Below are 8230 nucleotides of genomic sequence, written 5' to 3' on the forward strand. Positions count from 1 at the left end.
AAGAAAAAAATATGGAAAATGAAACTTAATTTTTCATTTCCTTATACTTTTTCAAAACAATGTCTGGAGTTTCAATTGAATGTTCATAAGTAACTGAGATATCCTGACTTTCAAAATCCTCTTCAACCTTACGGATTCCGGATAAAGAAAACAATCCACCATCAATTTTAAAACCTACATCATCAGCTACAACGGAAATTAAATTAATTTCAATTTCAGAGGCATTATCCAAAATCTGATTGGCTTTGACCTCATATTTCAAATCCAACATCTTATGAGGCATTATCTCATTGATTGTACGTTTTATAACTGAATCAAACAGCTCTAAAAATTTGGTGGCTGGAGGCATATTATTAGCCCACCAGTATGTGAGAACAGAGTTTAGCACAATTTTATGTTCGGAAAAATCATCATATAATCTTGCACGAACACCAACTACACTATCATCTGTTTTAATAACCAACACTGGACTAACAGCCATCGTATCACAATTATTCTTTAACTAATGCTTTAATTAAATCACTAGCTCTTACAAGACCAACTAAATCTCCTTCAACACCAATAACCGGAATCTGTTCAATGTTTAAGGATTTCATTTTTTTAGCACAGTCTGAAACTTTAGTTTTGGAGTTAGCAACTTCAACATTACCAATTGCGACATCTTTAACTACTTTATCAGTGAATTTTAAATGATTTTTCTCAATGTATAAAACAGAAGTACTGTCCCAGGACCATTTGTCTCCTTCAGTTCCTACAGTGGAACTGTGTTCACTTCTTTCGGAAATAATTTCTATTTCTGATATGAAATCTGTTTCAGTTAAGATTCCGGAAAGTTTAGCTTCATCATCTAATGCCAAAATGGATTTTAAACCAAATTGGTTCATGGATTCAAAAGCGACATTCAATGGAGTATTTTCCCAAGTAGTAGGGACAGTGGTAATCATATAATTTTCAACCGCATCGTCGATTTGGATTTTAGTTAATGCTTTTGATACTAAATCGAAGGAGGTTATAATACCTACCAATTCCCCATCATCATTTACAACAGGGACTCTTCTAACATTATTTTCAATCATTTTACGAGCAGCATCAACGACATCGTCACCAGGGGCGACAGTAACTAAATTTCTACTCATCAACATTGCAATTTGTTCTTCATCAGGATTATTAATTAAATCAGAACGAGTTACTAGTCCTACTAAAATATCAGTATCTTCTTTAACTACAGGAAGTACTGCTTTGTTTTCTTTTCTCATTAAGTCTAAAACTTTTTCACGGTTACCTGGAACGGAAACACTAACAACATTTTTAGACATTGTTCTTTTAACTAACATATAAACACCTTTAACAAATAATAAATAAAATGATAATATTTAATGAATTACAAGTACTGCGCATTTGGCCGAGTTTACAACCTTATCTGCTACACTACCCATTATAAATCTATCAAATCCGGATTTACCTGAACTACCCATAACGATTAAATCAACATCTTCATCATTAGCCACTTCCAATATGCACTTAGCAGGAGAACCTTCTTTAATTACATGAGTTATCTTTAAATCATTTTCATTTAACTTATCAAACTCTTCCAGGTTCTCTTCTGATCTTTCTTTCAAGATTTGATTTAACTGGTATACTTCATCATCCAATGGAAGTCCGTTAACAAAATTGTTTTCTGTGACACTCACAGCGATTATTTCAGCTCCAGTAACATTGGCTAAAAACAATGCATGTTTTTGAGCTTTCTTTGCAAATTCAGACCCGTCTGTTGGGACCAAGATTTTCTTATACATCATTAACATCTCCCATAATATATAGATTTATATCCATGATATTATACTATACATCTTTTGTTGATTATATATAATATATTTTTCGTTTCACTGCGATTACATATGTTAAGATAAGGATTTTTAGAAAAAGATTTGAAAATTACAAATTCTGCACAATTACCCTCATTTATGGGGGTTTTTTGAACAATATTATTTATATCATGACAACCTATATTGGTTGTTGCCATCTGTAACAACTTTAATGGAGAAAGGTAATCCTTATAATAAACAGACATTAACTTTAAAGTGAATTCAAGTTCCCGAAGCATATTTGGAGAGTTCAGCATCACATTATCAGTACCGAGCAGCGGCTTGATACCCATGGCCAACATTTCATTTAGCCTGCAGACCCCAACATTCAGTGTGGCATTTGCTCTTGGACAAACGACAACATTGGAAGAGGAATTGGAAACAAGTTCCAAATCATTGTTTTTGGGATTGGTTAAATGAACAAGCTGAGAAAAGTTATTCGAAACACCCTTTTCGATTTCACTTTTGGAGAATTTTTCAATAGACTCTATCTGGTTGGATTCTGATTCTGCCACATGAATTGAGGAAATCTTATTCTGTTTACTGCACTCCTCAACGATTAAACCTGCAACGTCATCAGTAATTTCACCAAATCCGCTTGGAGCAATTCCGTCTGCAACCTTAAGAAGTTTACGAATAGCTATTCTAACCTGCCTTAAATCAGGATCTTCACCATAAAAGCTATCGTCACGACCCAGAATGATTGGTTTGATTGGAATGCCTTCACTTGCCTTTTTTAGAAGTTTGACACCCCTGATTCCGCCTTCGCGATAGTCAATAAAATGAGTTGTGCCGGAGTTGACCATATCCCACATAGAATCGGCCATTGCAGAAATCAGCTCGTCATCACTGGCATCAGCTAAAGCCCTGTGCTTAACCCCATTCGGAGGCTTTACCATTTCGCTTAATGACAGGCCATAACCTTCATCCTTAATTATCGAATCTCCGATATGAATATGGCCATTAATAAATGATGGGCACACTATAGCCCCATCGACATCTATGATTTTTCCCTCCAATGTATCTTTACCCATTTCAATGATTTTTCCATCATCAACGACAATATTTTCCTTTGTGGGAACCAGATTGTGACCTTTAAGTATAATTCCATTTGTTATAGTAAACATTAAAGGAAAATCTAATTTTTTTTATTAATAAAATTTGTCATTAACTTTATTTAATCGAAAAAGATAATATTATAATAATTGGGAGAAAATATTTTTAAAAAATACAACACTTAAAACCACCCAAAATCGCTTTTTAAAAAATTAGGAGATGATTTTTATTAACTCTCAGGAAATACGATATTTCTACAGAAACATTGTGAAAACTGGTGAAGTTTACCGAGTTAAGCATAACAATAAGGATTATGGAGAGTTTAGAAAATTATCTGATGCATTATATGAAAGAGACGCACTATTTTTCTGTAACTTTGATTATGATTTGCTTGTCGAATGTGACCTGGAAAACAAATATGAAAATATGGAACTGCCTCCTTTTCCTGAAAAAAGACCGAAAGGCAGAATCAAGGGAACAAAAGTCAACAAAAAAGAAAGGGAAGGAGAAATCCTTTTTGACCACAAGGTAAAAGGCTTTTTCATCAAAAGGATGGATGACATCATAGGATATTACGATACAATGACAGAAGCATTTTATTATAAAAAGCTTTTAATGGACAACAATTGGGACATGAGTGTTTTGAAATCACATGTAACCGAAAAAATTGAAACCAATATTGTCATTGACCCAACAAAAGAATATAAGGTCCAATTGAACTTCTGTCCTAAATGTAAAAGCAGATTGAAAATTGGCGAGGAAGACTGTCCGTCCTGTGGTATTAATATAAAAGAATATCTCTACAATAATTAAAAAAAGGATAGAGAATAATTATTCTCCATCAGCATAGTCATTTAATGATTTAACATTGATTTCACTATTTTGCACAGCTGCAATCGCATTCAATACTGCTCTTGCCCCTGCTAAGGTAGTAACATAAGGTATACCCAGTTCAATAGCTAATCTTCTGATAATGTAACCGTCTTTTGCAGATTGTTTACCTTCAGAAGTGTTAATAATCAAATCAATTTCCTTATTCAGGATTGCATCACGAATATTTGGTGAGCCCTGTGACACTTTTTTGATTATTTCAATGTCTTCAAGACCAGTTGCATCACCGGTTCCCTGAGTAGCTGCAACCTCAAATCCTAGGTTAGCTGCCTTTTCAGCAATAGGTCTGATTTTCTTTTTGTCCTGCTCTTTAACTGTTAGGAAGATTTTACCTTCTTTAGGCAATTCCATACCAGCTGAAAGCTGTGATTTATAGAATGCCATTCCGAAGTTTTCATCAATACCTATACTTTCCCCTGTTGATTTCATTTCAGGACCCAATATAGTATCGGACTCAGGCAATTTCAGGAATGGGAACACTGACTCTTTAACAGCTACATGATCTATCTTGATTTCTTTGGTCAGATTGAAGTCTTTCAATTTGGCTCCGTCCATAATCCAGGTTGCAACTTTTGCAAGAGGCACACCGATGGCCTTACTTACAAACGGAACAGTCCTACTTGCACGAGGGTTAGCTTCAATGATATATACCATTTCCTCATCAAGTTTTACGGCATATTGGATATTCATTAATCCTTTAACGTCCAATTCCAAAGCAAGTTTGGTTGAATGCTCACGGATAGTGTCCAGCATATGTTCCGGAATTGTCTGAGGAGGTATTACACATGCAGAATCTCCTGAGTGAACACCAGCTTCTTCGATATGTTCCATGATTCCTGCAATGAATACGTCTTCACCGTCACATAAAAGATCAACGTCAAGCTCGATTGCATCTTCCAGGAATTTGTCAACAAGAATTGGGTGGTCCGGAGACACTTTAACTGCCTCTTTCATATATTCTTCAAGCTCATGAGTATCGTAAACAATTTCCATTGCCCTTCCACCGATAACATATGACGGACGTACAAGTACAGGGAATGTAATTCTTTCTGCGATTTCTTTTGCTTCTTCAAATGAATTTGCAGTTCCGTAAGGTGCCTGGTGAATGTGTAATTTTTCTAAAAGTTCAGCGAATAATTCTCTGTCTTCTACCCTGTCGATACTTTCGTATGGAGTTCCAAGAATCTTGACACCTGCATTTGCAAGAGGAACGGCCAGATTAATGGATGTCTGTCCACCGAACTGCACAATTACGCCATCAGGTTTTTCCTGCTCAATAACTCCCATAACGTCTTCAAATGTCAACGGTTCGAAAAAAAGTTTGTCTGAAATATCATAATCTGTACTTACGGTTTCAGGGTTGTTGTTGATTAGTATTGTTTCAATTCCATCATCCTTTAAAGCCAAAGATGAATGTACACAGCAGTAGTCAAACTCAATACCCTGTCCGATTCTGATTGGACCTGCGCCCAGAATAACGACTTTTTTCTTGGTGGTTGATACCAGTTCGTTACCTTCATCATAGCTGCTGTAGTAGTATGGAGTTTTTGCCTCAAACTCAGCAGCACATGTATCTACCATCTTGTAAGATTGTTTTATGTTGTATCTTGAAAGCAGGTTTCTGATGTATTCTTCAGTCTGACCGGACAAATCAGCCAGCCTTTTGTTGGAGAATCCCATCTGTTTTGCTTTTCTGAGATATGCCTCATCATCAAGTTTTTCAGCAGTAACATCCTTTTCAAAGTTGACGATATTTCTGATTTTATATAAGAAGAAATTATCAATATTTGTCAGTTCCCTGATTTTGTCTATGTCCATACCATCTTTAATGGCTGAATAGATTTGGAAATAGATTAAGTCAGTCGGATCGGCCAAGTCATCTTCAGTGTAGTCCACATATTCAAATCCGTCAAAGCCCATGTCAAGAGATCTTAAAGCTTTCTGGAATGCCTCTTCGAATGTTCTTCCGATAGCCATTACCTCTCCGGTCGCTTTCATTTGAACACCTACTTCACGGCTGATTCCTTTGAACTTGTCAAACGGCCATCTTGGGATTTTGATAACGACATAATCGATAGCCGGTTCAAATGAAGCAGGAGTCTCTTTGGTGATGTCGTTTCTGATTTCATCCAAGGTCATTCCCAATGCTATTTTAGATGATATTTTTGCAATCGGATAACCTGTTGCCTTGGATGCAAGAGCACTACTTCTTGACACACGAGGGTTTACTTCAATAACCTTGTATTCATCGGTTTCAGGGTTTAGCGCAAACTGGATGTTACAACCTCCCCTGATTCCTAAAGCCCTGATGATTTTAATGGATGCATCACGCATTTTCTGAATGGTTTCATCACAAAGGTTTTGAATAGGGGCGACTACAACACTGTCTCCTGTGTGGATACCCATAGGATCGATGTTTTCCATGGTACATACGATGATACAGGTGTCTTCCTTGTCTCTCATTACCTCAAATTCTATTTCTTTCCAACCGAGTACTGATTCGTCAATAAGTACCTGGTTGATGAAACTCATATCAAGCCCATGGTTTGCAATCTCAATCAGTTCCTCTTCGTTGTGGGCAATTCCCCCACCGGTTCCACCTAATGTGAAAGCCGGCCTTACGATGACAGGGTATCCAATGTCTTTTACGGCTTCGAGTGCAGCGTCAACGCTTTCAACTGCCTGACATTTTGGAATTTCCTCACCGATTTCATCCATCAGATTAGCAAACAAATCACGGTCTTCAACATCCTTAATTGTTTGAACGTCAGAACCTAAAACCTTAATTCCTTCAAGTAATCCTAAATCCCCAAGGCCTGTTGCAATATTCAATCCGGTCTGTCCACCCATGGTTGGTAAAATAGCATCAACATTCTCTTGTTCAATAATTTTTGCAACAACTTCAGGAGTCAATGGTTCAGTGTAAACAGTATCAGCCATATCAATATCAGTTTGAATTGTTGCAGGATTACTGTTAACTAAAACTGTTTCAATTCCTTCCTCTCTTAATGATTTGCACGCTTGTGAACCTGAATAATCGAACTCCGCAGCCTGTCCGATTTGAATAGGTCCAGAACCAATAATCAATACTTTTTTAATATCCTTATCAACTGGCATTTGTAATCCTCACTAAAATATTTAATAATCATCCATCATTTGACTAAACTCATCAAAAGCGCTTCTTGTATCGTTTGGACCAGGACCCGCTTCAGGGTGGTACTGGATACAGTACAGTGGTAATTCTTTGTGAGAAATACCTTCAGGAGTTCCATCATTTAAGTTAATATGAGTCAATACTAAATCTGTTTCCTTTAGGGATTCCTTGTCGATAGTAAAACCGTGGTTTTGGGATGTGATGAATACTTTTCCGGTGTTCAAGTCTTTTACCGGCTGGTTTTCACCACGGTGTCCGAATTTCATTTTGTATGATCTTGCACCGAAAGATTTAGCGATTAACTGCTGACCCATACAGATTCCGAATATCGGCAATCTGTTAGATAATTTTTTCATGGTTTCAATAGTTTCAGATACCCTGTCAGGGTTTCCAGGACCTGATGTAATCATCAATCCGTTTGGAGAGTAATCTAAAACTGTTTTATAATCTGTATCATAAGGGAACAAAATTACTCCAATATCCCTTTCCAAAAATGAGTTAATAATATTTCTTTTAACACCGCAATCGATTAAAGCAACTTTTTTATCTGCATCCTCATTGAACATTTTAATTTCCTTTGTGGAAACCAATGGCACAACATCCACATCCTCAATACTTGGCTGGGACTTTGCCATTTCAATCAGTTTGTCATCATCAATATCTTCTGTTGTGATAGCTGCTTTAAATGAACCTTTTTCACGGATCTTCAAAGTCAAGTCACGGGTGTCAATTCCACTGATTCCCGGAGTCTTGAACTCTTTTAAAAATTCATCCAATGTTTTTTGAGGTCCGAAGTTGGATACTTCACGACAGACTTCACGACAAACAAAACCTTCAACCTGAATCTTGTCAGATTGATACCATTTCTCACTTACACCATGATTTCCTTCCAATGGGTAAGTGGACATTAAAATTTCTCCTTTAAAAGACGGGTCGGTCAAAGATTCAGTGTAACCACCCATACCTGTAGAAAATACAAGTTCTCCTAATTTGGTGGTTTCATAACCGAATGATTCACCTTTTAAAACAGTACCATCTTCCAAAGCTAATTTAGCTATTTTTACCATTACATCACCATATAAAAAAAATATATTCCTATATCTTTAATATATTTTATTTTACTATATTATTAAACTTTGTTTTTTGGTTAAAAATTAAAAAATCATTCAAGTTTTAGGTGATATTTTTAGGATTTCTGAATGACATTGATTAAAACATATAATCTAAAAATGACAAAACACTATACAATCAGAATTTATGGTGT

7 protein-coding genes are annotated in these 8230 nt (G+C 36.1%); 1 reads left to right on the forward strand and 6 read right to left on the reverse strand.

All coding sequences use genetic code 11. From position 1 onward, the window contains the following. Nucleotides 1-25 precede the first annotated feature (25 nt). From ACKI2P_RS01660 to ACKI2P_RS01675, 4 genes are read right to left on the reverse strand one after another with little or no spacing between them, the layout of a single operon-like run. Entirely contained in the window at nucleotides 26-481 is a 456-nt protein-coding gene (locus ACKI2P_RS01660) for a hypothetical protein (RefSeq protein WP_407374512.1), read from the reverse strand. A 10-nt stretch (nucleotides 482-491) separates the two neighbouring features. Next, nucleotides 492-1334 carry a CBS domain-containing protein gene (locus ACKI2P_RS01665; RefSeq protein WP_407374513.1) on the reverse strand — a complete coding sequence of 281 codons (843 nt, stop codon included), beginning with the start codon at nucleotides 1332-1334 and terminating at the stop codon, nucleotides 492-494. 39 nt (nucleotides 1335-1373) lie between these two features. Then, complete coding sequence (locus ACKI2P_RS01670; RefSeq protein WP_407374518.1) at nucleotides 1374-1796, reverse strand: universal stress protein; 423 nt, start codon at nucleotides 1794-1796, stop codon at nucleotides 1374-1376. A gap of 41 nt (nucleotides 1797-1837) precedes the next feature. Next, nucleotides 1838-2992, reverse strand: a complete 1155-nt coding sequence (locus ACKI2P_RS01675) for an amidohydrolase family protein (protein ID WP_407374514.1) — start codon at nucleotides 2990-2992, stop codon at nucleotides 1838-1840. A 148-nt stretch (nucleotides 2993-3140) separates the two neighbouring features. On the opposite strand from ACKI2P_RS01675, the gene ACKI2P_RS01680 reads away from it, so the two are divergent. Further along, entirely contained in the window at nucleotides 3141-3734 is a 594-nt protein-coding gene (locus ACKI2P_RS01680; protein WP_407374515.1) for a zinc ribbon domain-containing protein, read from the forward strand. Between the two features lie 18 nt (nucleotides 3735-3752). Here ACKI2P_RS01680 and carB read toward each other — a convergent pair whose 3' ends face one another. Together carB and carA are read right to left on the reverse strand one after the other, a co-directional pair. Continuing rightward, nucleotides 3753-6929 (reverse strand): carbamoyl-phosphate synthase large subunit, encoded by a 3177-nt coding sequence (gene carB, locus ACKI2P_RS01685; protein ID WP_407374516.1) that lies wholly within the window; start codon nucleotides 6927-6929, stop codon nucleotides 3753-3755. A 21-nt stretch (nucleotides 6930-6950) separates the two neighbouring features. Further along, entirely contained in the window at nucleotides 6951-8033 is a 1083-nt protein-coding gene (gene carA / locus ACKI2P_RS01690; protein WP_407374517.1) for a glutamine-hydrolyzing carbamoyl-phosphate synthase small subunit, read from the reverse strand. Nucleotides 8034-8230 lie beyond the last annotated feature (197 nt).

The organism is Methanobrevibacter sp. (assembly GCF_045541095.1).
Taxonomy (GTDB): domain Archaea; phylum Methanobacteriota; class Methanobacteria; order Methanobacteriales; family Methanobacteriaceae; genus Methanocatella.